At 50.8% G+C, this 24,085-nt stretch carries 22 protein-coding genes; 15 read left to right on the forward strand and 7 right to left on the reverse strand.

Annotated features, from left to right (window positions below; all coding sequences use genetic code 11):
• Position 1: 1 nt before the first annotated feature.
• A complete protein-coding gene (rnr, locus tag B3Z23_RS06165; protein ID WP_294903020.1) occupies positions 2–2,503 on the forward strand; it encodes a ribonuclease R in 2,502 nt (833 codons plus the stop codon).
• A gap of 75 nt (positions 2,504–2,578) precedes the next feature.
• Complete coding sequence (gene rlmB, locus B3Z23_RS06170; RefSeq protein ID WP_294903022.1) at positions 2,579–3,316, forward strand: 23S rRNA (guanosine(2251)-2'-O)-methyltransferase RlmB; 738 nt, start codon at positions 2,579–2,581, stop codon at positions 3,314–3,316.
• On the opposite strand, the gene bsmA is transcribed toward rlmB, so the two are convergent.
• Positions 3,317–3,667: a biofilm peroxide resistance protein BsmA gene (gene bsmA / locus B3Z23_RS06175; protein WP_294903024.1), complete on the reverse strand. Its 351-nt coding sequence runs from the start codon at positions 3,665–3,667 to the stop codon at positions 3,317–3,319.
• 104 nt (positions 3,668–3,771) lie between these two features.
• Positions 3,772–4,239, reverse strand: a complete 468-nt coding sequence (locus B3Z23_RS06180; RefSeq protein ID WP_294903026.1) for an Ivy family c-type lysozyme inhibitor — start codon at positions 4,237–4,239, stop codon at positions 3,772–3,774.
• A gap of 347 nt (positions 4,240–4,586) precedes the next feature.
• Between B3Z23_RS06180 and rpsF the strand changes: the two genes are divergently transcribed.
• The 4 genes from rpsF to rplI are packed head-to-tail and all read left to right on the forward strand — an operon-like array spanning position 4,587 to position 6,030.
• The gene (gene rpsF / locus B3Z23_RS06185; RefSeq protein WP_038023514.1) at positions 4,587–4,982 is read left to right on the forward strand and encodes a 30S ribosomal protein S6; all 396 of its coding nucleotides are present in this window, start codon (positions 4,587–4,589) and stop codon (positions 4,980–4,982) included.
• A gap of 3 nt (positions 4,983–4,985) precedes the next feature.
• Entirely contained in the window at positions 4,986–5,306 is a 321-nt protein-coding gene (gene priB, locus B3Z23_RS06190; protein ID WP_294903029.1) for a primosomal replication protein N, read from the forward strand.
• Between the two features lie 4 nt (positions 5,307–5,310).
• A complete protein-coding gene (rpsR, locus tag B3Z23_RS06195) occupies positions 5,311–5,538 on the forward strand; it encodes a 30S ribosomal protein S18 (RefSeq protein WP_000135199.1) in 228 nt (75 codons plus the stop codon).
• A gap of 39 nt (positions 5,539–5,577) precedes the next feature.
• The gene (gene rplI / locus B3Z23_RS06200; RefSeq protein ID WP_294904337.1) at positions 5,578–6,030 is read left to right on the forward strand and encodes a 50S ribosomal protein L9; all 453 of its coding nucleotides are present in this window, start codon (positions 5,578–5,580) and stop codon (positions 6,028–6,030) included.
• A gap of 83 nt (positions 6,031–6,113) precedes the next feature.
• Here rplI and B3Z23_RS06205 read toward each other — a convergent pair whose 3' ends face one another.
• Positions 6,114–6,656 (reverse strand): LysM-like peptidoglycan-binding domain-containing protein, encoded by a 543-nt coding sequence (locus tag B3Z23_RS06205; protein WP_294904340.1) that lies wholly within the window; start codon positions 6,654–6,656, stop codon positions 6,114–6,116.
• A 325-nt stretch (positions 6,657–6,981) separates the two neighbouring features.
• On the opposite strand from B3Z23_RS06205, the gene fklB reads away from it, so the two are divergent.
• The 3 genes from fklB to B3Z23_RS06220 all read left to right on the forward strand — a co-directional run bounded on the left by fklB (position 6,982) and on the right by B3Z23_RS06220 (position 9,209).
• Complete coding sequence (fklB, locus tag B3Z23_RS06210) at positions 6,982–7,602, forward strand: FKBP-type peptidyl-prolyl cis-trans isomerase (protein WP_038023492.1); 621 nt, start codon at positions 6,982–6,984, stop codon at positions 7,600–7,602.
• Positions 7,603–7,800: 198 nt separating this feature from the next.
• Positions 7,801–8,547, forward strand: a complete 747-nt coding sequence (cysQ, locus tag B3Z23_RS06215) for a 3'(2'),5'-bisphosphate nucleotidase CysQ (RefSeq protein ID WP_294904343.1) — start codon at positions 7,801–7,803, stop codon at positions 8,545–8,547.
• 455 nt (positions 8,548–9,002) lie between these two features.
• Positions 9,003–9,209, forward strand: a complete 207-nt coding sequence (locus B3Z23_RS06220; protein ID WP_294904346.1) for a DUF1107 domain-containing protein — start codon at positions 9,003–9,005, stop codon at positions 9,207–9,209.
• A gap of 37 nt (positions 9,210–9,246) precedes the next feature.
• Here the strand turns inward: B3Z23_RS06220 and B3Z23_RS06225 are convergent, their stop codons facing one another.
• Positions 9,247–10,590, reverse strand: a complete 1,344-nt coding sequence (locus B3Z23_RS06225; protein WP_294904349.1) for a hemolysin family protein — start codon at positions 10,588–10,590, stop codon at positions 9,247–9,249.
• A gap of 494 nt (positions 10,591–11,084) precedes the next feature.
• Between B3Z23_RS06225 and B3Z23_RS06230 the strand changes: the two genes are divergently transcribed.
• The 3 genes from B3Z23_RS06230 to B3Z23_RS06240 are packed head-to-tail and all read left to right on the forward strand — an operon-like array spanning position 11,085 to position 17,070.
• Entirely contained in the window at positions 11,085–12,830 is a 1,746-nt protein-coding gene (locus B3Z23_RS06230; RefSeq protein WP_414716466.1) for an autotransporter assembly complex protein TamA, read from the forward strand.
• Positions 12,827–16,717: an autotransporter assembly complex protein TamB gene (tamB, locus tag B3Z23_RS06235; protein ID WP_294904354.1), complete on the forward strand. Its 3,891-nt coding sequence runs from the start codon at positions 12,827–12,829 to the stop codon at positions 16,715–16,717. The genes B3Z23_RS06230 and tamB overlap by 4 nt, the downstream gene beginning before the upstream one ends.
• Positions 16,718–16,719: 2 nt before the next feature.
• Positions 16,720–17,070, forward strand: coding sequence for a gamma-glutamylcyclotransferase family protein (locus tag B3Z23_RS06240; RefSeq protein WP_038023407.1), 351 nt, complete (start codon positions 16,720–16,722; stop codon positions 17,068–17,070).
• Positions 17,071–17,123: 53 nt separating this feature from the next.
• Here B3Z23_RS06240 and ppa read toward each other — a convergent pair whose 3' ends face one another.
• Complete coding sequence (ppa, locus tag B3Z23_RS06245; RefSeq protein ID WP_294904359.1) at positions 17,124–17,651, reverse strand: inorganic diphosphatase; 528 nt, start codon at positions 17,649–17,651, stop codon at positions 17,124–17,126.
• Positions 17,652–17,906: 255 nt separating this feature from the next.
• Between ppa and B3Z23_RS06250 the strand changes: the two genes are divergently transcribed.
• Positions 17,907–19,463: a methyl-accepting chemotaxis protein gene (locus B3Z23_RS06250; protein WP_294904361.1), complete on the forward strand. Its 1,557-nt coding sequence runs from the start codon at positions 17,907–17,909 to the stop codon at positions 19,461–19,463.
• A gap of 48 nt (positions 19,464–19,511) precedes the next feature.
• On the opposite strand, the gene fbp is transcribed toward B3Z23_RS06250, so the two are convergent.
• Positions 19,512–20,519, reverse strand: a complete 1,008-nt coding sequence (fbp, locus tag B3Z23_RS06255; RefSeq protein ID WP_294904364.1) for a class 1 fructose-bisphosphatase — start codon at positions 20,517–20,519, stop codon at positions 19,512–19,514.
• A gap of 152 nt (positions 20,520–20,671) precedes the next feature.
• On the opposite strand from fbp, the gene mpl reads away from it, so the two are divergent.
• Positions 20,672–22,033 (forward strand): UDP-N-acetylmuramate:L-alanyl-gamma-D-glutamyl-meso-diaminopimelate ligase, encoded by a 1,362-nt coding sequence (gene mpl / locus B3Z23_RS06260; RefSeq protein WP_294904368.1) that lies wholly within the window; start codon positions 20,672–20,674, stop codon positions 22,031–22,033.
• A gap of 41 nt (positions 22,034–22,074) precedes the next feature.
• Here mpl and yjgA read toward each other — a convergent pair whose 3' ends face one another.
• Entirely contained in the window at positions 22,075–22,617 is a 543-nt protein-coding gene (gene yjgA / locus B3Z23_RS06265; protein ID WP_038023400.1) for a ribosome biogenesis factor YjgA, read from the reverse strand.
• A 114-nt stretch (positions 22,618–22,731) separates the two neighbouring features.
• On the opposite strand from yjgA, the gene pmbA reads away from it, so the two are divergent.
• Positions 22,732–24,072 (forward strand): metalloprotease PmbA, encoded by a 1,341-nt coding sequence (gene pmbA, locus B3Z23_RS06270; RefSeq protein WP_294904372.1) that lies wholly within the window; start codon positions 22,732–22,734, stop codon positions 24,070–24,072.
• Positions 24,073–24,085 lie beyond the last annotated feature (13 nt).

A 24,085-nucleotide genomic window follows, 5' to 3' on the forward strand; every position in this document is an offset into this window, starting at 1 on the left:
TATGTCAAAAGATCCTTTTCAGCAACGGGAAGCGGAAAAATATGAAAATCCGATCCCTAGCAGGGAATTTATTCTTGCCCATTTAGATAAACGGGAAAAACCTGCCAGCCGTGAAGAGCTGGCCCGCGAACTGGATATCAGTGGCGAAGAGCAGACAGAAGCTTTGCGTCGCCGTCTGAGAGCCATGGAACGTGACGGACAGTTGGTTTTTACCCGCCGTCAGTGCTATGCCTTACCGGAGCGTCTGGATCTGTTACGTGGCAAAGTTATTGGCCACCGTGATGGTTACGGTTTTCTGCGGATAGAAAATTCCAAAGACGACCTCTATTTATCGGCCGAACAGATGAAATTCTGCATGCACGGCGACGTTATCCTGGCTCAGCCGGGAGGCGCTGATCGTAAAGGCCGCCGTGAAGCCCGGGTTGTACGGGTGCTTGAACCCCGTAACAGCCAGATTGTCGGGCGTTATTTTGTCGATGCCGGCGCTGGTTTTGTGGTGCCGGATGACAGCCGTCTGAGTTTCGATATTCTGATTGAGCCGGAGTTCACCCTTAATGCCCGGATGGGGGCGGTGGTAGTGGTGGAGCTGGAGAAACGTCCTACCCGCCGTACCAAAGCTATTGGTCGGGTGATCGAGGTTCTTGGCGATACCATGGGTACCAGTCTGGCAGTGGATATGGCACTGCGGACCCATGAAATCCCCCATAGTTGGCCGGAAACTGTTGAACAGCAAATGGCCGCCATGAGCGAGCAGGTCCCGGAAAAAGCCAAAGCTGGTCGTGTTGATCTGCGCAAGCTGCCTCTGGTCACCATCGACGGTGAAGATGCCCGTGATTTTGATGATGCCGTCTATTGCCAGAAAAAACGTGGTGGTGGTTGGCGGTTATGGGTGGCAATAGCCGATGTCAGCTATTATGTGCGCCCTGGCACTGAACTGGACAATGAAGCACAGCTCCGCGGAACCTCGGTCTACTTCCCTTCTCAGGTCGTTCCCATGCTGCCGGAAGTGCTGTCTAACGGTCTTTGTTCACTGAATCCACAGGTGGATCGCCTGTGTATGGTCTGTGAAATGACCATTTCTGCTTCAGGAAAACTCAGTGGCTATAAGCACTACGAAGCTGTCATGAACTCCCATGCCCGTCTGACCTATAACAAGGTGTGGAGCATTCTGCAGGGCCATCCGGAGCTGCGGGAACAATATGCGCCTCTGGTCGGGGATCTGGAAGAATTACACCGTATGTATCAGGTACTGGAAACTTCACGGGCCCAACGTGGTGGAATTTCGTTTGAGACCGAAGAAGCGAAATTTATCTTTAATGCCGAGCGCAGGATTGAGCGGGTCGAACGTACAGCCCGTAATGATGCGCATAAGCTGATCGAAGAATGCATGATTCTGGCCAATATTGCCTCGGCGAAATTTGTCGAAAAATATCAGGAACCGGCACTGTTCCGTGATCATGATCGTCCGTCTGATGACAGCATTAAAAGTTTCCGCACTGTGCTGAGCGAACTGGGACTCAGCCTGTCCGGCGGTACTAAGCCAGCACCTCTGGATTACTCAGAATTACTCGAAAAAATTTCCGATCGGCCGGATGCCGAAATGCTTCAGACAATGCTACTGCGTTCCATGAAGCAGGCCGTTTATGATCCGGAGAACCGCGGCCATTTTGGCCTTGCCCTGACTTCTTACGCACATTTCACTTCACCAATCCGCCGTTATCCGGATTTGCTGCTGCACCGTGCGATTAAGTATCTGCTGGCGAAAAATGCCGGTGAACTGGAAGGGAATACGACTCCGACCGGGGGGTACCATTACGATCTGCAACAGATGCTACAACTGGGTCAGCACTGTTCTATGACTGAACGTCGTGCTGATGAAGCGACCCGTGATGTCGCTGACTGGCTGAAATGTGATTTTATGCAGGACCAGGTCGGTAATACCTTCAACGGTGTTATCTCCAGTGTCACCGGGTTTGGTTTCTTCGTACGGCTGGATGATCTGTTTATCGATGGTCTGGTGCATGTTTCGACGCTGGATAATGACTACTACCGGTTTGATGCTATTGGGCAGCGATTGATCGGTGAGTCCGGTGCTCATACCTACCGGCTGGGCGATATTGTCGAAGTTCGGGTTGAAGCCGTGCATATGGATGAACGTAAGATAGACTTTGCGTTAGTCTCGAGCCAGCGTCAGCCCCGTGGGGCAGGTAAAACCGCCCGCGAAAAAGCGAAAAAAACGTCCACCGCCGGGGCTGCCGGTAAACGTCGTCGTGCAGTCCGTTCTGCGGCTAACTTCGAGCCAGACAGTGCTTTCCGGACTGAGAGTAAGAAACCGGCAAAAAAGCGCGGTTCAAAAAAGAAAACCACGCAAAACAGCAGTAATGCTGAGGCTCCGGTAAAGAAAGTCAAAAAAGTCTCGGAGAAAACACGTAAAATCGCCGCTGCCACTAAAGCGAAACGTGCAGCTAAAAAGGAAAAGTCGGCGGCTAAAAAAGCTGACTAACGGCCTTTATTCCAGGACATCTGTCGCTCCCCCGACAGATGTCTGTTATTCAACGTCCAACCATTGAACTGAGTTATGAGCGAAATTATTTTTGGTATTCATGCCGTCGAGGCCTTACTGGAGCGTGATCCACAACGTTTTCAGGAAGTATTTATTCTGAAAGGACGCGATGATCGTCGTCTGCAGCCGTTGGTCACAGCACTGGAAGGTCAGGGTATTGTGGTGCAGGTGGCTACGCGTCAGTGGTTGGACAGCAAAGCCGAAGGGGCGGTACATCAGGGGATCATTGCTAATGTGAAACCCGGCCGCCATTATCAGGAAGGGGATCTTCCCGATCTGTTGGAAAAAATCGAACAGCCATTTTTGTTGATTCTGGATGGCGTGACTGACCCGCATAACCTTGGTGCTTGTCTGCGGAGTGCTGATGCTGCCGGAGTTCACGCGGTGATAGTACCGAAAGATCGCTCCGCTTCACTGAATGCGACCGCCAAAAAGGTAGCCAGTGGTGCCGCAGAGTCTGTGCCATTGATTCGGGTCACCAATCTGGCACGCACCATGCGTCTGCTTCAGGAGTATAACGTCTGGATTGTGGGGACTGCGGGTGAAGCAGACCACAACCTGTATCAAAGTAAAATGACCGGGCCGATGGCACTGGTGATGGGGGCAGAAGGCGATGGTATGCGCCGCCTGACCCGCGAGCATTGTGATGAACTGATCAGTATTCCTATGTCAGGCAGCGTATCGTCACTGAATGTATCGGTCGCCACCGGCGTTTGTCTGTTTGAAGCCGTGCGCCAGCGCCAGACTTCCTGATTAGCAGCCCCCGCCCGTTGTGCTTCCGACATTGCGGGTTGTGGGCTGAGTACTGTAAAAGATTGCCTCACTGTACCACCTGCCTGGTACCACCGTGTCACTCACCATAATAATCCGATACCAGCGAACTCCGGCCTGATTAGCCATGGCATAAATTGTCCGTTCGGCATCATCCGGCGAGCCGTACACAGTGACGTGCACATTGGCTGTTTTACACAAATCCAGCGTCTGGGCCAGACTCAGTTCCTGGGCATAAGGCTTTAGCGGAGGACGTGGCACCGGCGTGGGATTGACCAGAGCACAGCTACTCAGCAGTAGCGCAGAAAACAGGAACAGTACACGTAGCGGCATTTTATCATTCACCCTGGCAGAACAAATGGCAGCAATCACAGTGTGGCTTGCGGATATCCAATAGCGGCCGCAGGAATCTGCTGCCGCACGGTGGAAAAGTGGACTCAGTTTTGGTTAGAAAAATTAAAGTCATGCGGATGATTAGCCAGACTACCGCTAATGGCTGCATAAAGTACGGTCTTGCCATCCACGGAAAACTTATCACTGATATTTAACCATCGCAGTTGTTCTTTGTGATGTTTTTCATCATTACGCGACCATAATCCGCTCATGCTATTGTCTGCCGGTGAATAGATCAGGGCAAAACGTTCCGCGGCACAATCATGAGGTTTGCAACTGTAGTAAACCTGGTAAGTGGTATTGTTGAGAGTCACTTCCTGCATCGGCGTTTCGACTCCTCCTTTCTTTACCCAGCCCGGTAAATGCTGCCCGGCAATCAGCTGTGAAAAGGCCCGGCGACCTTGCTGGCTATCGATAAGGGAACTGAGGCCTGGCAGTGGTTGTGCAACAACGGGCAGGGTAGTCGCAGAGAGCAGTGCGACAGCACAGGCTTTACGGAATGTCATATTCATCACTTACTCCTGTTTAGTCAGTAGCCATTTCTGAATTGTTGTGGGTGATCCGGAAATCATAGCACGTTGGCGCGTTGTTCACCTGATGGCGTTGCTTATGGTGGCCTGCAGGGAAGATTTACGGAACTGCGTGTCCTGTAATGATGTGGCTTAAGCCTGACCGTCAGCCGCTTGTTGTCGACCAGTCACCTGTTTTCTGTCGTTGGTCTGATTTATTTGCTTGAGTTTCACCCGCCCGGCCAGTATTATTACGCGTCAATTTTTCAGCCGCACTTAAAAACGTTCCTTGCTTCCATGGGCCGCGGCTGACCCTGACAGGAGGCTGAATAATCCGTAAGGAGCAACCGATGCGTCATTACGAAATCGTATTTATGGTCCATCCTGACCAGAGCGAGCAGGTTCCAGGTATGATCGAGCGTTACACTGGTGCTATCACCGGTGCTGAAGGCACGATCCACCGTCTGGAAGACTGGGGTCGCCGTCAGCTGGCTTACCCGATCAACAAACTGCATAAAGCACACTACGTTCTGCTGAACGTTGAAGCACCGCAGAGTGTTATCGATGAGCTGGAAACTAACTTCCGCTTCAACGACGCCGTTATCCGTAGCATGGTTATGCGCGTTAAAAACGCGGTAACTGAAGCGTCACCAATGGTTAAAGCAAAAGAAGAACGTCGTGATCGTCGTGAAGACTTTGCTAACGAAACCTCTGATGACTCAGATGCTGAGGATTCTGAAGAGTAATCCATGACGGTGGCTAATCATCTGCGCTTGTCCGGCACTGTCTGTGGCAATGTTGTCAGAAAGACCAGCCCCTCAGGAATTCCTCACTGTCAGTTCGTGCTTGAGCACCAGTCACTGCAGGAGGAAGCCGGATTATCCCGGCATGCACGGTGTCGTATCCCTGTCATTATCAGTGGTACTGAACATCTGCAGATTACTCAACATATAACGGTCGGCACGTCACTCATTCTTGACGGTTTCCTGCATTGTCATCAGGCAAAAACAGGACAAAGCAGAATAGTGTTACATGCCGAGCAGATTGAATTGATAGATTCTGGAGACTAGCCTAATGGCACGTTATTTCCGTCGTCGCAAGTTCTGCCGTTTCACCGCGGAAGGCGTTCAAGAGATCGATTATAAAGATATCGCAACGCTGAAAAACTACATCACTGAAAGTGGCAAAATTGTACCGAGCCGTATTACCGGTACTCGCGCAAAATACCAGCGTCAGCTGGCCCGTGCTATCAAGCGCGCGCGCTACCTGTCTCTGCTGCCGTACACTGATCGTCATCAGTAATCGGCCACTGTCCATTAACGACTTTGAGAGGATAAGGTAATGCAAGTTATTCTGCTTGATAAAGTAACAAACCTGGGTAACCTGGGTGATCAGGTTAACGTAAAATCGGGCTATGCTCGTAACTTCCTGGTTCCACAGGGTAAAGCTGTCCCTGCAACCAAAACCAACATCGAGTTTTTCGAAGCTCGTCGTGCTGAGCTGGAAGCTAAACAAGCTGAAACTCAGGCTGCTGCCAACGCCCGTGCAGAGAAAATCAATGCACTGGGTACTGTAACCATCAATTCTAAAGCCGGTGACGGTGGCAGACTGTTTGGTTCTATCGGCGCACGCGACATCGCTGACGCAGTGAATGCGGCTGGCGTTGAAGTTGCTAAAAGCGAAGTGCGTTTACCGGAAGGCGTTCTGCGCTCTGTCGGTGAATACGAAGTTAATTTCCAGGTTCACAGCGACGTTGTTGCTAAACTGGTGATTAATGTCGTTGCTGCTGCTTAATTTGCAGTGCAACAAAAACGCCGGCGTTATGCCGGCGTTTTTGTTTCTGTCGTTTGCCGGACCAGGCCGGACGCACGCTGATTTTACTGGGCCTGGATAAAACTGCCGTTACTCTGACGGACAAACAGCACCGGTCCGTTGCTACCGTTAAGGGTTAATCCGGTGACTGTACCTCTGGCATTGATTCGCAACCGGATTTGTTGACCTGTCTGTAAATTACTGAGCGGTTTATCCGCCCCTTCAACATTGGCCATCGCAAACACATCACTGACCGGCAAATTGTTGTCTCTGAATAACTGGGCCAGTGTCTGTCCTTCGGCTATCTGATAGTTGTGCCATTGTCCCTGCGGGTCATCTGACGACGGAGCCGGAACAGAGGATGAGCTGTCGCTGCTGTTATCCAGTTGTGCCTGCATCACTGTTGAGTTGTGATTCAGCGGCCGTTGTACCGGAAACTGCTGTGACTGACCTGGCAATAAAAAACCGATGACTACCAGCATCAGGCCGGCAAAAATTCCCCAGCGATGGCTGAGTGGCAGAGGATCCATCCAGTGCAATTTCCGGGGCCAATGCCGGACAGAACTAAGAAGGGAAGACTGGCCGGCGGTATTTTCCTGTTTCCGCATACTTGTTTCCTCTGACGAAGTGAACAAACGGCGCAGGCTATGGGGCTGTATAGCCCTGATGGCATCTGCAACGCGACTTCGGATAGTAGGGTGCTGACGGCGGGCAAAATGGCCCATTTGTACTCTCTCTTATTATACGGCGAATGATTGTTGCGTTACGACTCTGACCTATTGTTTATAGCAGACCCGCAGATAGTTGCACTTTATGCCTGCTATTGTTTCTCTTTCAGAAAAAAAAGTCACCAGTTGCAGGTTCGGTTTTACCCCGGAGCCGTGCGCTGTTATGCTGCCGTCTCAATTATCCAGGATAAAACAGGAACAGGAAATGACGACTCTTTCTTTTGATAGCGTTGAAGCGCAGGCAAGTTACGGTATTGGACTGCAGGTTGGGCAGCAGCTGTTGGAATCAGGATTACAGGGATTACAGCCTGAAGCCTTACTGGCCGGTCTGCGTGATGCTCTGGAAGGAAACTCGCCGGCTGTCCCTGTGGACGTCGTACACCGTGCACTGCGCGAAGTTCATGAGCGTGCTGAGGCCGTACGTCAGGAACGTACTCAGGTGATGGCTGCCGAAGGTCTGAAATACCTTGAAGAGAACCGCCAGCGTGAAGGTGTCAGCAGCACCGAATCTGGTCTGCAATTTCGCGTACTGACTCAGGGCGAGGGCCCTATTCCTTCACGTCAGGACAGGGTTCGTGTTCATTATACCGGTAAACTGATCGATGGCACGGTATTCGACAGCTCAGTGCAGCGTGGCGAACCGGCTGAATTCCCGGTCAGCGGTGTTATCGCTGGATGGATCGAAGCATTAACCCTGATGCCGGTAGGCTCGAAGTGGGAACTGGTGATCCCTCAGCAGCTGGCTTATGGTGAGCGTGGCGCAGGTGCATCGATTCCTCCGCTAAGCACACTGGTCTTTGAAGTTGAGTTACTGGAAATCCTGTAATTCTAATGCTCAGTATAAACCGGCCGATGTGCCGGTTTTTTTTGGCTTAAATTTAGTGATACAGCCGATATAAGGGGATTGGAGCACGGGCTTTTGCAATCAACAGCCTTCTGCACGCCCTGAAAAATACGTTACACTGAAAAACTGAAATTAATGATGCATCTCTGTCACGGGATGCCGATTGTAACGAGGTGAATCATGCTGGAACAACTTTGCCAGTTGGCGAGAGCGGCCGGGGCGGAAATTATGCAGATCTATGATGCCAGCCAGCCCGCCGAAGTTTTGCACAAAGCGGATAACTCACCGGTCACCGCGGCGGATATTGCTGCTCATCATGTGATCCTCGATGGGTTATCGGAACTGACCCCGGACATTCCGGTATTGTCGGAAGAGTCCCCGGTCTCCTGGGAAGAGCGTAAGCAATGGCAGCGCTACTGGCTGGTTGATCCGCTGGATGGTACTAAAGAGTTTATCCGTCGTAATGGTGAATTTACCGTGAATATCGCTCTGATTGAACAGGGTGAACCCGTCGCGGGGGTCGTTTATGCACCTGCCAGTGATCTGATGTATTTTGCTGCTGAGGGTAAGGCGTGGAAAGAAGAGCTGGGGGTTCGCAGCCAGATTCATGTTCAGCAGGCCAGCCCTCCGCTGGTGGTTGTCAGCCGCTCGCATGCGGATGCTGACAGCGAGTTGAAAGAGTACCTTAGCCAGCTGGGTGAACATCAAACCGTTTCGGTGGGGTCTTCGCTGAAATTTTGCCTGGTGGCTGAAGGTAAGGCCCAGCTCTACCCGCGTTTCGGGCCCACCAATATCTGGGATACCGGAGCAGGCCATGCCGTGGCAAAAGCGGCTGGAGCCCATGTGACGGACTGGGCCGGAAAAACGCTGGATTACACACCCCGGGAGTCGTTCCTGAACCCTGGTTTTCGCGTTAGTCTGTTCTGATAATCACTGTTTACCCGGAATAAACTGCTGCTTTCGCTTACCGCAGAGGCTCAAAACACAGGAAAACAGCAGACGCCAGGGGCCTCGCGGGTGTGATGTTGTGGTTTTTTGTGCGGCAGAAATATTTCTTTAACCTCGTTATCTGCCGCGAACACTGCCTTACCCGGTCTTTAACTGCACCGCTTACCTGCTATTTTATCCTTGTTTCATTTTACTGAAATATATTCCCTGCATGATACGCGCTCACCAGTTGTTAATGATTTGTGTGATACTGCACAGATATTGGTTTTATACTGTATTATAATAAATATACAAAATATAAGACTATTCCATGATGATTTTGTGGTTTATCTGATTGAGCGGTGGGGCACTTTTTTAGTAAGTTGTGGTCATAACAGTGAAATCCGCTAATGGATCTCTGACTGTCAGGGCATCAGCAAGTAAGGATCATAAGGATGAAGATTTTTCAGCGATATAACCCTCTGCAAATCGCTAAATACGTCAAAACGTTATTTAAAGGCAGTTTGTATATTTCTGGTATAGGGGCTTTTGACTTCGATAAAGGCAGGCTGTTACTGCCGTCTGTAAAAGATAAGCAGCAACTGAATGTGATGTCGGAGATTAACCGGCTGGTACTGCGCTTACAGGCAGAATATCGTTAAAAAAGCCAGGGCGCCGTCAGGCGCCCTGATTATGGGTTTAGTTGCCCGTCGTACTCTCTTCAGCAACCACGGTTCCCGCCGGAGCCACAACGGCAGGTCGCTCGTCTATCCTCGTGACCAGTAGTTGATCGATACGATAGCTGTCGATATCCACCACTTCGAACTTATAGCCTGAGAACATCACAAAGTCAGTCCGTTTCGGTATTTTCCTCAGCATATACATCATAAAGCCACCGATGGTTTCGTAATTACCGTTATGCGGGAACTCATCGATATGCAATACCCGCATCACATCGTCGATAGGCGTACCACCCTCAACTAACCATGAATTTGCATCTCTGGCGACAATTTGTTCTTCAAAGCCCTGGCCTACCAGGTCTCCCATCAGAGTTGTCATCACATCATTCAGGGTGATGATACCCACGACCAACGCATATTCATTCATAATGACTGCAAAGTCTTCACCTGCTGATTTAAAACTTTCCAGCGCTTCTGACAGGGTCAGGGTATCCGGGACTATCAGTGCCGAGCGGATCTGCACCCCACTGTTGAGGGTCAGGCTCTGGTTGCCGAGTACACGTAACAATAACTCTTTGGAATCGACATAACCGATTATATGGTCAATATCGTTGTTGCAGACCAAAAATTTTGAATGCGGATGGCGTGCAATTTTCGACTTCAGGGTGGCTTCATCTTCGTTCAGATCGAACCAGACAATATTTTCACGGGAGGTCATCGACGATGGAACAGTACGTGATTCCAGTTCAAATACGTTCTCGATAAGTTCATGTTCCTGCTTACGGAGCACCCCTGCAAGAGCACCAGCTTCTACCACCGCATAGATATCATCAGGAGTGATGTCATCTTTACGGACCATCGGTATTTTGAACAGGCGGAATATATTGTTCGCCATGCCGTTGAAGAACCACACCAGCGGGCGAAATACCATCAGGCAAAAACGCATTGGGTGGATGATCCGCAGGGCGATTGCTTCCGGCGCAATCATACCGATGCGTTTCGGTGTCAGGTCAGCAAACAGAATGAACAAACTGGTGACGATGGTAAAGGAGCAGATAAAGCTCAGTTGGTCGGCAATTTCCGGCGAGAAAAAACGCAAAAACAGCGAGTTAAAGGCCGGAGAAAACGCAGCATCGCCGACGATACCGCCAAGAATGGCGACGGCATTCAGGCCAATCTGTACCACGGTGAAGAACATGCCCGGCGATTCCTGCATTTTCAGGATATGTTGCGCCCGCACATCTCCTTCATCTGCCAGTAATTTGAGTTTAATTTTGCGGGCGGCTGCCAGCGAAATTTCAGACAGAGAGAAGAAGGAACTGATCACTATCAGTAATAAGATGACAAATAAGCTATCTAACATAAAAGGTCCAATTTTTATACTTTTGTCATTTTTGGCGTGGGCAACAGAAACATCCACGTATGGCATTAAGGCCACACCGGCTATCCGCGCCAAAAATGTCTGTCCGGCAGCTCAATAGCGTACCTCTCAGACAGAAACGATTCAGGTTTTCCTGAGCGCCGATTATAACAGCAGCCACAGAGACGCCGCCAGAGGGAAAGGTGAACAATTTTTCATCACCAGGGGAATGTATCGTTAAAGGAAAAATGGCAGTTTTTTATCTTAGCTTCTTGGGTGACTTTGCAGCTTAAAATTGCTGGATTGGTTTTTTATCTTACTATGGGTGTTGTGTTAATTGATGCATTTACCGACAATACCCAATGAGTCTGTTATTTTTATCTTTTTTTGTTGTTTTTTCCCCCGGGGCCGGATGGACGACTACGCTGTAGATAAGGTATTTAAATATATTCCGGGCGATGACTCCGGGAAAACGGCCGGTATTAACAGGAGTTTGCGTGCCACGTCTACGTTTATCGCTATATAGTGTGACGGTATTGCTTTTGGCAGCCCCTTCGCTTCCCGCTGCAACTGTTAAGTTGCAGCTGACAGGGCTTTCAGGCGAATTACAAAACAATGTCCGGATTCGCCTGGCGGCAATAGCTAGTGAAGAAGTCTCCAATGACACTCGTTTTGAGGCTCGCCTGACCGACTCGATTAAAGAGAGTCTCAGAGCATTAGGCTATTACCAGCCGGAAATCACCTTCCCAACACCACCTGGCGCGTTGGCAGGTAAAAATACGGTTATCCGTGTGAATGTGGATGCAGGACCCCCGGTGAAAATTGCCGGCAGTACCATTTTGGTCGAAGGGGCTGGCAGCAAAGATCCTGATTACACTCAGTGGGTGAATAAAGGGCGGCCGAAAAATGGGACTGTACTGAATCACGGACAATACGACAGTTTTAAAAGCGGTTTTTCCAGTATCGCCATGCGCAAAGGCTACTTTGACGGTGAGTTCAAAAAAAGCCAGCTGGGTGTTTCGGTTGACCGGCATGAGGCTTTCTGGGATCTCGATTATGACAGTGGGCCGCGTTATCGCTTCGGAGATGTCAGCTTTGAAGGCTCGAATATTCGTGAAGAATATCTGCGCAAGCTGATCCCTTTCCATAAAGGTGATTATTACAGTTCTTCTGATTTGGCGGAATTAAACCGCCAGTTATCTGCTACGGGCTGGTTCAGCTCAGTCGTGGCCGCTCCTGAGTTTGATAAAGCTCATACCACTAAAGTTTTGCCAATAAATGCAGCGTTAACTCCGGCGGTTAAAAACTCGGTGGAGACTGGTATCGGCTATTCCACCGATGTCGGACCGCATGTTAAAGCAAGCTGGAAACGACCCTGGGTTAATGAATACGGTCACAGTCTGTCGGTTAACACTTACCTGTCACAGCCTGAGCAACAGCTGGACACGAGTTACAAGATCCCATTACTGAAAAGCCCGCTGGAGCAATATTATCTGTTGCAGGGGGGCTTAAAGCGTATTGACCTGAATGATACCAAATCAGACACCTCGACGCTGGCGGTTTCCCGTTACTGGGAAAATAAGTCGGGCTGGCAAAAAGCGCTCAATTTACGCTGGAGTCTGGACAACTATACCCAGGGTAGCGTTTCAGATAAGACTATGCTGATCTATCCCGGGGTGAGTGTTAACCGAACCCGTTCGCGCGGCGGGATGATGCCGACCTGGGGCGATTCTCAGCGCTATTCGGTCGATGTGTCTGACACTACCTGGGCATCAGACGTTAATTTTGTTATTTTTCAGGCACAAAATGTCTGGATCCGCTCGCTGGCGGAAAAACATCGTTTTGTTTTCCGTGGCAACTTTGGCTGGATAGAAACCAGTGACTTTGAACGTATACCTCCTGATTTGCGCTTTTTCGCCGGGGGGGATCGCAGTATCCGGGGTTATAAATATCAGGGAGTTTCGCCACGTGATTCAGACGGCAAGCTGACCGGGGCTTCGAAGATGGCTACCGGCTCAATTGAATATCAGTACAACTTCACCGGGAAATGGTGGGGGGCGGTGTTCGTTGACTCTGGTGAAGCGGTGAATAATTTTAAAGATACAGATATTAAAACCGGGACCGGATTTGGTATCCGCTGGGCGTCTCCTGTGGGCCCTATCAAACTGGATATCGCCGCCCCGGTGGGTGATAAAGATAATCACGGAGTACAGTTTTATATAGGGCTGGGGCCGGAACTATGACGCGATGGAAGAAAGTCCTGACAGGGATCCTGATATTTTTATTGCTGCTGCTGATGGTGGTGGGTTTTCTGATTGGTACAGCACCCGGCCTGCATCTGGTGCTTAACAGTGCCGCTCGCTGGGTGCCCGGGCTGCAAATACAGCAGGTAGAAGGTGGCTGGAGCAACCTTACTCTCAAAGGGCTGAGATACCAGATGCCCGGGGTGAGTGTGTCCGGTGATGAACTGCACCTGTCGCTGGATGCTTCATGCCTGCTGCACTCTTCAGTCTGTGTTAACGATATTTCTCTGAAAGATGTCAGCGTGGTGGTGGACAGTAGTCAGATGGCTCCCGCCTCGCCACAGAAACCGGAAGAAGAGAGCAGTAGCGGGGATATCTCCACACCTTATCCCATTATATTGCGGCATCTTGGTTTAGATAATGTCAGTGTCAAAATTGATGATACTGCAATTGCCCTTGGAAGTTTCTCTACCGGGCTTAACTGGCAGGGGCGTCAGCTAACGCTGACACCGACCAAAATCGCCGATCTGCTGCTGGCACTACCCAAAGCGAAAGCGACTACTCAAAAGGCTTCTGAAGAAGCAGTGGCTAAACAGACGGATAAGCTGAAGCAGAATGTTGCTGCGACAGCAGGGCAACCCACAACTCCGACAGCAACCGCTGCGAACGGCACCGATGATCCTGCGGCTTCAGAGCCGAAAACCGCAACGACGAAACCTCAGCCGGTACCGGAACAATCACCGTCAGAGATGCTGAGAGCGTTGTTTGCTAAACCATTACTGAATCTGCCTGAGTTTCGTTTACCGCTGGATCTGACTATTGAAGAGATCCGCGGGGAAAACCTGCGCCTGACCGGGGATACCGATCTCACTGTCAACCAACTGCTACTGAAAGCTCAGGCCGTCGATAATAAGGTGGATTTACAAACCCTGAAAGTGAATGCTCAGCAGGGAATACTCAGTGTGACCGGTCAGGCGACCCTGAGTGGTGACTGGCCGCTGAATCTGACACTGAACAGTGATGTCAATATGGACCCGGTGAAAGGCCAGAAAGTGAAGCTGGTGATGCAGGGAGCGGCCAAAAAACAAGTCAGTCTGAATCTTAATCTTTCCGGACCGGTGAAGGCTCAGTTGAAGGCAATGGCTCAGCCAGCAGTGACCGGGCTGCCGTTCTCGTTATCTCTTAACAGTTCTCAGTTGCGCTGGCCGCTGACGGGTCAGGCTGACTGGCTGGTGAAAAACCTGGCGCTGAATACGGGGGGTAAAGCGACGGATTATACCATCTCATTACGGACCTCGGTGTCCGGTAGCTCCATACCCCCTGCAGATATTGCCCTCGATGGTAAAGGGAATACCGATCAGTTCTCTCTGGATAAGTTACGGGTGTCTGCGTTACAGGGCAATGTTGATCTTCATGCGCTGGTGGACTGGACCAAAGCGATTAGCTGGAACAGCCAGCTGACACTGAGCGGCATTAATACCACTAAACAGTATCCGGACTGGCCGGCGAAACTTGACGGTAGTATGACGACCCGCGGCAGTCTTTATGGCGGTAGCTGGCAGGTTCGGGTGCCATCACTCTCGCTGACCGGTAATGTGAAACAGAATGCGGTAAACGTAAAAGGTTCGCTTTACGGCAATAGCTACAACCAGTGGAATATCCCGGGGATCAGCCTGTTGCTGGGGCAAAACCGGCTGGAGGTGAAAGGTACCCTGGCCGATAAAATTAACCTTGATGCTACTATCGATGCCTCACACCTTAACAATGCTCTGCCAGGACTGGGTGGAGTAGTGACAGGAGCAATTAATGCCCGCGGTACGCTGCAACAGCCGGAACTGCAAGCCGATCTTAATGGTCGTGGTCTGCGTTGGCAGCAACTGAGTATCGGCAGCTTTAGCCTGAAAGGGAATGTCAGTTCGGCACAGCAAATTGCCGGTAAGCTGGCATTACGTGTCTCGCAGCTACAACAGGCGGCATTAAAAATTAGCAGTATTGTGCTCGATGCCAGTGGCAGCGAAAAACAGCACCAACTGAAGCTGACGGTGGCAGGCGAACCGGTGTCGGGTCAATTGCAACTAAACGGGAGTTTTGACCGGCAGACCCAACGCTGGCAGGGCGCTCTCAGCAATACACGGTTTGACACTCCTGTGGGCGAGTGGCGGCTAAGTAAGGCCATCAGCCTGGATTATAAAAATGTGCAGAAAACCATTACGGTAGGTCCCCATTGCTGGCTGAATCCGAATGCGCAGATTTGTATTCCGGAACCGGTGGTAGCGGGTGCTGACGGGCATGCACGCATTCAACTGAGTCGTTTCGATTTGGCGATGCTTAAGCCGGTATTGCCGGCAGATACCCAGCTTAAAGGGGTATTTAGTGGTGATGCCCGGGTGAACTGGACGGCGGCCGGTGGCTTGCCTACCGGTAATGTCACCCTGACCGGTAAAGGTGTTGAGGTAAAACAGAATGTTCAGGGCAATATTTTACCGATCGCCTTTGATGTTTTGAACCTGAAAGCCTCACTGGTAGGGGGTAAAGCCCAACTGGGATGGCTGGTGAAGATTGCCAATAATGGGCAACTGGACGGCAACATTCTGATTAATGATCCACAGAAGGTGCGTAACCTCAGTGGTACGGTCAATATTGCTAACCTGTCACTGGCAATGTTTAATCCGGCCCTGGCGAAAGGTGAACAGATTAAGGGGATGCTGAATAGTCAGTTGCGGCTGGCCGGTAATCTGCAAAATCCACGGGTATTCGGCCAGACGGCCTTAACTGACATGGTGCTAAGCGGCAATTTTATGCCGGTAGAGATGACCGCAGCAAACCTGAAACTGATATTCTCCGGAGTCAGCTCGACCCTGCAGGGACAGATCCAGACCCGACAGGGTTCTCTGAATCTGACAGGTAATGCCGACTGGGCTCAGCTGGATAACTGGCGGGCGCGGATCGCCGCCAAAGGTGAAAAAGTCCGGGTGACTGTCCCGCCAATGGTCAGGATGGATGTCTCGCCGGACCTGGTATTTGAGGCCACGCCATCGGCTTTCAATCTGGACGGTAAAGTGGATGTCCCCTGGGCAAGAATTACCGTACAACAGGTCCCGGAGAGCGCTGTAGGTGTTTCTTCTGATGAAGTGATGCTGGATGATAATCTGAAGCCGATTCAGCCTAAAACCGCATCAATTCCGATAAACAGTAATTTAATCATACATGTAGGGGATAATGTCCGGCTGTCTGCTTTTGGTCTGAATGCCCGTCTGACCGGGGATTTAAAAGTAATACAGGATAAGAATGGACTAGGACTGAATGGACAGATTAATATCCCGTCAGGACGCTTCCATGCATATGGTCAGGATCTGCTGGTACGCAAAGGACAGTTACAGTTCTCCGGTCCGCCGGATCAGCCGTATGTCAATCTGGAAGCTATCCGCAACCCTGATGCGACAGAAGATAGTGTGACCGCGGGGATTCGTGTGACTGGTCTGGCTGATGAACCTAAAGTTGAAGTGTTCTCCGACCCGACGATGTCTCAACAGGAAGCGCTGTCTTACTTATTACGCGGGCAAGGACTTGGCAGTGACGGTGACAGCAATGCACTGACATCGGCACTGGTTGGGTTAGGGGTTGCTCAAAGTGGTCAGGTCATGGGCAAAATTGGCGAAACCTTCGGTGTGAGTAATCTTTCTCTCGATACTGCAGGAGTCGGTGATAGTCAGCAGGTGCAGGTCAGCGGTTATGTCCTGCCAGGGCTGCAGGTGAAATATGGTGTCGGATTATTTGATTCTCTGGCTACCTTAACACTGCGCTACCGGCTGATGCCTAAACTCTATTTGGAAGCGGTGTCTGGTGTCGATCAGGCGCTCGATTTGCTTTATCAGTTTGAGTTTTAGCAATGCGAATAATCGTCTATGGCAGTTTAAGGCGCAAACAAGGAAACAGTCATTGGATGACCAATGCGCAGTGGTTAGGAGATTATCAGGTCGAAGGTTACGATCTGTATAATCTCGGCCTTTATCCTGGCGTGGTTGCCGGGCAGGGAAGTGTTTATTGTGAAGTGTATCGGATTGATGCCACGACACTCGGTGAGCTGGATGCGTTACGTACCAGGGGGGGAGAGTACAAGCGTCAGTTACTGTCCACACCCTACGGTACTGCATGGATGTATATCTATCAGCGCCCGGTGGCGGGTCGTCTGCAGATTAAGAGCGGCGACTGGCTAAAAAGGGATGAAGAGTTGTCATAAATAAAAAACGCCGTCTGAGACAGACGGCGTTTTTTTATCCGCAAGGCAGCAGATTACTTTTTCGCACGTTCGAAAGAAGAGACGATTTCTGCTTTCGCTGCAGCCGCATCGGCCCATCCGTCAACTTTTACCCACTTACCTTTTTCCAGATCTTTATAGTGTTCAAAGAAATGGGTGATCTGCGCACGCAGTAACTCCGGTAAGTCGGTCACATCTTTCACGTGATCGTATTCTTTGGTCAGTTTGCTGTGAGGAACAGCAACGACTTTTGCATCTTCACCGGATTCGTCGGTCATTTTCAGAACGCCGACCGGACGGCAACGGATCACTGAGCCATGCTCTAACGGGTAAGGTGTAGGAACCAGAACGTCTACCGGGTCACCATCCAGTGACAGGGTATTATTGATGTAACCGTAGTTACATGGGTAGAACATGGCGGTAGACATGAAACGGTCAACAAACAGAGCGCCTGACTCTTTATCAACTTCATATTTGATCGGGTCAGCGTTTGCCGGGATTTCAATGATTACATAAATATCTTCTGGCAGATCTTTTCCTGCCTCGACCAGGTTCAGACTCATCGTTTAATTCCTTCAATGACATCAATTAAGTGCCCGGTATTATAGCTAACTGACAGTGAAAGTATTGCCTCTTTTTCTGCTTTCAGAGTGATCCGCCCAGTGCTTTATGCGAAAAGACACCCTGTACAAAGCGCTGCCGGATACTTCAGCTTCTCAGGTAACTCACCACTGGCCCCTAAAGCAGGTAAAGGATTGGCGGCCGGGGACGATAAACAGAGTATTCCTCCCCGTAAACCTGTTAAGGAATGGGTTGTTATGCTGTTTAAATTGTCCCTGCGCAGTGGATTGCTGATTATTCTGATACTGATGGCGGCTCTGCTGATGTTGGTTAGTGCCACCGGGGTCTTCGCGCTAAATGCGGCAGACCACTCACTGACCGAAATTAACCGTATCCATGAAAATGAACTGGCCAGCCTTTACCAGAGCAACAGTGAACTTTTGCATGGACGTTCGTTGGCCGCGCTGGCAGCCCGTAAAGCGGAGCTGGGCGACAGCCTGGCGGCGGCAAAATATTTGCAGGATGTGAAAACGGCGTTCGCCAGTTCCCGGTCGCATATGACCATGTTCCTGAAAGCGGGGACGGTCACCCTGAAAGGTAAGGAGATGGCGGGAGATGTGGCCCTGAGCTTTCAGGCCTATATGGATCAGGCCATACTGCCGATGGTGGATGAACTCCAACGTGGTGACCTGGCCGGTTATTACCAGAGCATAGAAAAATTTCCGGCGTTGATGGCTGCGTTTAGCCAGTCAGTGCAGAATTTTAACCGTTATGCCACGGATGTTGCTCAGCAGCAGTTTGTCCTGGCGGAAGCTCGTCAATGGCGTATGGATGTGTTGCTGGTTTTTTGTTCGGTGATGGCTGCCGGAACTATGGTAGTCAGTTGGTGTATTTTACGTAAAGCATTACTGACGCCATTGTTTCTGGTGCGCGAGCATCTGACACTGATTGCGGACGGAGACCTGACCCGAACTGTCCCTTTGGCAGGGAGTAAAGACCTGCATGTGGTGATGAGTACGTTACAACATATGCAGAACTCGCTGACCCATTCAGTGCAACAGGTCTCGGGAGCCAGCTTTCAGATTGACCTCGGCTGTCGGGAGCTGGGGGCCGGGATTGTTAATCTTTCGCAACGGACGGAGGAGTCTGCGGCTTCTCTGGAACAGACCGCGGCGAGTATGGAACAGATCACCGACACTGTGCGGTTAAATGCCGGCAATTCGCATCAGGCTCATCAGTTAGCTACCCGCGTGTCTGAAACGGCGCACCGCGGGTCAGATGTGGTGAATCAGGTGGTGGTTAAAATGCAGGATATCACCCAGAGCTCGCAGAAAATCGGCGATATTCTGGGCATGATTGATGATATTGCCTTTCAGACCAATATACTGGCGCTTAACGCCTCGGTAGAGGCGGCCCGCGCCGGCGAGCAGGGCAGAGGATTTTCGGTAGTTGCCAATGAAGTCCGGAGCCTGGCACAGCGCAGCGCGAATGCAGCCAAAGAGATCAGACAGTTGATTGTGGCATCACAATCCCAGGTCGCGGATGGCAGCAGGATGGCCAGCCGTGCCGGCACAGCAATGAATGAAATTTATTCCGAAGTATCGCAGGTCAGTGAACTGATGAAAGAGATTTCGGTAGCTTCAGATGAGCAGAGTCGTGGGATTGAGCAGATTAATGTGGCCGTAACACAGATGGATGAGGTCGCCCAACAGAATGCGGCGTTGGTGGAACAGGCCACATCAACCACTCAGGCACTCAAAGAGCAAAGTGCGCGTTTACAGCAAACGGTGGCGGCATTCAGGCTGACGGCCTGACAAAAGATTCACCCACAGTGGTAGCGTTCTGTGGGTGAATACCTCAGATTAGTTCGCGTTATCGTCCGGATTATCACGGATTAAACGTTCCACATCATCTACCATCGCCGTATTGCCGACAAAGAACGGGCTACGCTGATGGATAGTCTGTGGTTTGAGTTCCAGGATACGATTAACACCGTCGCTGGCTTTACCACCGGCCTGTTCAGCCAGGAAAGCCATTGGGTTGCATTCATACAGCAGACGCAATTTCCCTGTCGGATAACTGGCGGTGCTTGGGTACAGATAGATACCGCCTTTCAGCAGGTTACGGTGAAAGTCTGCCACCAGAGAACCAATATAACGTGAAGTGTAAGGACGATGAGTCTCTTTATCTTCCTGCTGGCAGTACTTCAGGTACTTCTTCACGCCGTTAGGGAACCGGGAATAGTAACCTTCATTAATTGAATAGGTGGCACCATAGGCCGGGAATGTCATGCGTTCCTGGCTCAGACAGAACAGGCCGAGTGAAGGATCATAGGTGAAGGCATGTACGCCGTGACCGGTAGTGTAAACCAGCATCGTGGAGGAACCGTAGACCACATAACCGGCGGCAACCTGCTCAGTGCCGGGTTGCATAAAGTCTTCTTCGGTGACCGGAGTACCGACAGGAGTGATACGGTGATAAATAGAGAAAATAGTACCGACCGAGACGTTAACGTCGATGTTCGATGAACCGTCCAGTGGGTCCATCAGTACCACGTATTTGCCGTTCTCCACGCCTTCAAAAATAACAAACTCATCTTCTTCTTCAGAGGCAATACCAGCGACTATGCCACGGGCTTTGAGTGCGGCTTTCAGCTTTTCGTTGGCAAACAGGTCGAGCTTCATCTGCTGCTCACCCTGAACGTTTTCGACGCCGTTAGCACCCAGAATATCCACCAGGCCTGCTTTATTGATGTCGCGATGAATCACTTTCGCGCCAAGTTTGATTGCTGAAATCAGTGCAGTTAACTCACCGGTAGCGTGCGGAAAGTCATTCTGCTTCTCAACAATAAATTCACCCAATGTTTTCATAACAATTCTCTGGAAAGGTTAATTAATGAATTACCCGATATTAACACTATTGCAAACTTAACGGGCGTGAATAACTTAATCAATCATCCTATTTCTTAGTTATCAGCTCTGGCGTTACACTGTACAGTAACTTTTGGGCAATGGATCAGTTTATGCGCATTCACATTCTGGGTATTTGTGGCACCTTTATGGGCGGGCTGGCAATTCTGGCACGCTCGCTGGGGCACGAAGTGACAGGTTCCGACAGCAATGTTTACCCGCCGATGAGTACTCTGCTGGAAAAACAGGGTATTGAACTTACTCAGGGCTATGACCCTCAGCAACTGGAACCCGCACCGGATCTGGTGATTATCGGGAATGCCATGGGCAGGGGAAATCCCTGTGTTGAGGCTGTACTGGAGAAAAATCTTCCCTTTATGTCCGGTCCGCAGTGGTTGCATGATTTTGTACTACGGGATCGCTGGGTGCTGGCCGTGGCCGGAACTCATGGGAAAACGACCACTTCCGGAATGCTGGCATGGATCCTGGATGCCTGCGGCCTGGCGCCCGGTTTTGTGATTGGTGGCGTGCCCGGTAACTTTGATGTGTCCGCCCGGCTGGGTGACAGCCCGTTCTTCGTTATTGAAGCGGACGAATATGACAGCGCATTTTTCGACAAACGTTCAAAGTTTGTCCATTACTGCCCGCGGACACTGATCCTGAATAACCTGGAGTTTGATCATGCCGATATTTTTGATGATCTGCGGGCGATTCAGCGCCAGTTTCATCATCTGGTGCGTATTGTGCCAGGCCTCGGAAAAATTATCTGGCCAGAACAGGACAGCAATCTGCGTCAGGTGATTCAGATGGGGTGCTGGAGTGAGCAGGAAACGCTCGGCGAACACGGACACTGGCGGGCGCAAAAGCGCAATGCAGATGCTTCTCACTGGGAAGTGCTGTTCGATGGTCAGCCGGTGGCTGAGGTGAACTGGTCGCTGGTGGGTGAACATAATATGCATAATGGCCTGATGGCCATGGCTGCCGCGCGGCATGTGGGTGTCACTCCCCGGGATGCCGCCGCAGCACTCAATAATTTTATTAATGCCCGTCGTCGTCTGGAATGGCGCGGTAAGTTCAATGACGTTGATGTGTATGATGATTTTGCTCATCACCCGACAGCCATTCTGGCGACATTGTCGGCATTACGCAGCAAACTGGGAGGCAAAGCCCGGATTCTGGCCGTGCTTGAGCCCCGGTCAAACACCATGAAACTGGGCATCAGTAAAAATGATCTGGCACCATCACTGGCCAGGGCAGATCAGGTCTTCCTGTTCCAGCCGCCCCACATTTCATGGCAGGTGTCTGAAGTGGCTGAAGCCTGCATGCAACCGGCACACTGGAGTGCCGATATCGATACCCTGGTTGAAATGATTGCCCGGGAAGCGCAGCCAGGCGATACCATACTGGTGATGAGTAACGGCGGCTTTGAAGGTATTCATCAAAAACTACAACAGCGGCTGGAAAAACTCAGCTGATCCGCCGGCAGGGCGATACTTTCGCCCTGCCGGGACCATTATCAGGCTTCTGCCAGTTCACGCAGGTACTGAAAAATCAGTCGTGCGGATTTTGGTGGCTTATTGGCGGATTTTTCTTTCTGAGCATTACGGATAAAGCTACGCAACTGCTGACGATCAGCCTCCGGATAAAGATTAATGACTTCGGCGATGGCATCATCACCCTGCTCAATTAAACGGTCACGGATGGCTTCCAGTTTATGGAACAGTGCTACCTGCTGGTTATGGCGGTTTTTAAGCTTATCTAACGCCTGGCGTAACGGTTCGACGTCACGTGAACGTAATAATTTACCGATGAGTTGTAACTGGCGGCGACGGGCTTCTTTTTTGATGCGTTGCGCCAGTTCAATGGCGTCACGTAATTGCTCATCCAGTGGAATGCGTTCCAGCTCATTTTTGCTCAGGTCAATCAGTTCGGCACCGAGGCGTTTAAGCTCTTCGGCATCGCGTTTTATCTCACTTTTACTGACCCAGATAATCTCATCATCTTCATCTTCCTGCGGGTCTGGCTCGTTGTCGAGCCACTCTTCTGGCTGTCTGGTCATTATTGGGCTCCTGAAAAAAGAGGCTAATGCTAACAGGTTACAGGGCGACTGCGAAATTGTTCTCTGACTCTGATAGACTGAATATCTTCATACATAAGAGTAGACGGCGGATCGATGAACGTATCAACTCAGGTTGCAGAACAACGTAAACAGCTGGAACAGGCAGTGTCTCATGCGCTGGAGCTGGCAAAAACCAGTGCGGATGGTGCAGAGGTCGCAGTAAGCAAAACCACCGGTATCAGTGTCAGTACCCGTTATGGCGAAGTAGAAAATGTTGAATTCAACAGTGATGGTGCATTAGGTATCACCGTCTATCTGCAACAGCGTAAAGGTAGTGCCTCTTCAACTGACCTGAGTCCGGAAGCTATCCAACGTACAGTTCAGGCAGCAGTAGATATTGCCCGCTATACCTCGCCGGACCCCTATGCCGGGGTTGCCGAAAAAGATTTACTGGCCTGGGATGCACCGGAGTTAGATCTTTTCCACCCGCTGGATATCGAAGTCGATCGTGCCATCGAACTGGCGGCTGAAGCCGAACAGTTCGCCCTGCAGGCAGATAAACGAATTGTTAATACCGAAGGCGGCAGCCTGAACAGCCACGCCAGTATCCGGGTGTTTGGTAACAGTCACGGCCTGCTAAACAGCTATTGCAGCAGCCGGCATGGTATCTCTGCCAGCGTGATTGCTGAGCAGGATGGCCATATGGAGCGTAACTACGCTTATACGGCTTCCCGTGATTTTGCTGATCTGCAGTCTGCACAGTGGGTGGGTGAAGAGTGCGCGCGTCGTACGCTGGCCCGGCTGGCACCGAGAAAGCTTTCCACAATGGAAGCGCCGGTGATTTTTGCCTCTGAAGTGGCTACCGGACTGTTTGGCCATCTGGTCGGAGCGATCAGTGGCGGAAATGTTTATCGCAAGTCTACTTTTCTGCTGGATTCCCTGGGTAAACAAATTTTTCCTGACTGGCTGACCATTGAAGAGCGGCCGCATCTGCTGAAAGGTGTGGCGTCTACACCGTTCGACAGTGAAGGGGTACGTACCCTTGACCGGACAATTATCGATCGCGGTGTATTACAGGACTGGTTACTGACCAGTTATTCGGCCCGTAAACTCGGTTTACACAGCACCGGGCATGCCGGGGGTATTCATAACTGGCGGATTGCCGGTCAGGGCAGTTCTTTCAGTGAATTGCTGAAACAGATGGGTACCGGACTGGTGGTTACGGAACTGATGGGCCAGGGAGTCAGCGCGATTACCGGTGATTATTCACGCGGAGCCTCAGGGTTCTGGGTCGAAAATGGAGAAATCCAGTATCCGGTCAGCGAGATTACTATCGCCGGGAACCTGAAAGATATGTGGCAGAACATGGTCACTATCGGGGATGACATCGAAACCCGCAGTAATATTCAGTGCGGTTCGGTGCTGTTATCCGGGATGAAAATCGCCGGCCAGTAGTGCGGTGATAAGC

The organism is Tatumella sp. UBA2305 (genome assembly GCF_002345795.1).
Classification (GTDB): domain Bacteria; phylum Pseudomonadota; class Gammaproteobacteria; order Enterobacterales; family Enterobacteriaceae; genus Tatumella; species Tatumella morbirosei.